The 1,094-nt window shown below is 65.0% G+C and carries 2 protein-coding genes; both read right to left on the reverse strand.

Translation table 11 applies throughout. The features are described from left to right. The coding region (locus L9Z73_RS30985) for a transcription antitermination factor NusB (protein WP_282598815.1) at window positions 1-680 on the reverse strand (680 nt) is incomplete at its 3' end. Next, window positions 677-1,094: methionyl-tRNA formyltransferase (locus tag L9Z73_RS30990; RefSeq protein WP_430624332.1), on the reverse strand; the 418-nt coding region annotated here is incomplete at its 5' end. The genes L9Z73_RS30990 and L9Z73_RS30985, both read right to left, overlap by 4 nt.

Consider the following 1,094-nt stretch of genomic DNA (forward strand, 5'->3'; position numbering starts at 1 on the left):
ACGCTGATCCAGCCCTCGGCGAAGCCCGGCAGGCTGCGCACATCGGTGGCGGCTTCGAGCACAATGCCGTCGGGGCTGTACACGCACGGCGTGGCCGCGATGCCTGCATCGGTCAGCAATTGCAGATAAGCATCGCGGCGGTGATGGCGACGGTTGACCCGCAGGATCATCGGCGGGTGTGCATTGTTCGCCGCACAGATGGCTTCCCATTGCTCGGGCCAGAAGGCTTTCAGGGCTTTTTGCAGCCAGCGCGGGTGCGCGGTACGTACCACCGGGTCATGTTCCAGTTCGGCCAGCAGCGCTTCGCTTTCACGTTGGGCACGGCGCAGCACGGCGTTGAGCAGGGCTTTGGCCCAGGGTTTTTTCAGCTTGTCGGCGCAGCCGACGGTTTCACCGATGGCGGCGTGGGCCGGCACGCGGGTGTAGAGCAATTGATAAAGACCCACCAGCAGCAGCGCTTCCACATCGGCATCGGCCGCCTTGAACGGCTTTTGCAGCAGCTTGGCCGCCAGCGCCGACAGACGCGGCTGCCAGCGCGCGGTGCCGAAGGCCAGGTCCTGGGTGAAACCGCGATCACGGTCTTCGACCTTATCCAACTGGATCGGCAGTGAACTGTTCAGCGAAGCCTTGCCGTTGAGTACGGCGGCCAGGGCCTTGGCGGCGGCCAGACGCGGGTTCATTGGGCGACCACCCCGAGCAGCGTGCCAACGGCAAATTTCTCACGACGACTGTTGAACAAGTCGCTGAAATTAAGCGCCTTGCCGCCGGGCAATTGCAGACGGGTCAGACACAGCGCCTGTTCGCCGCAGGCAACCAGTAGGCCGTCTTTGCTGGCGCCGATGATTTCACCGGGGGCGCCCTTGCCGTCGGCCAGGGTGGCGGCGAGTACTTTCAAGGCCTCACCATTGAGGGTGCTGTGGCAGATCGGCCATGGGTTGAACGCGCGCACCAGGCGCTCCAGTTCCACGGCCGGGCGGCTCCAGTCGAGGCGCGCTTCGTCCTTGTTCAGCTTGTGCGCGTAGGTCGCCAGGCTGTCGTCCTGCACCTCGCCTTCCAGGGTGCCGGCAGCGAGCCCGGCGATGGCTTGGATCACG

Source organism: Pseudomonas emilianonis, from assembly GCF_023072625.1.
Classification (GTDB): domain Bacteria; phylum Pseudomonadota; class Gammaproteobacteria; order Pseudomonadales; family Pseudomonadaceae; genus Aquipseudomonas; species Aquipseudomonas paraveronii.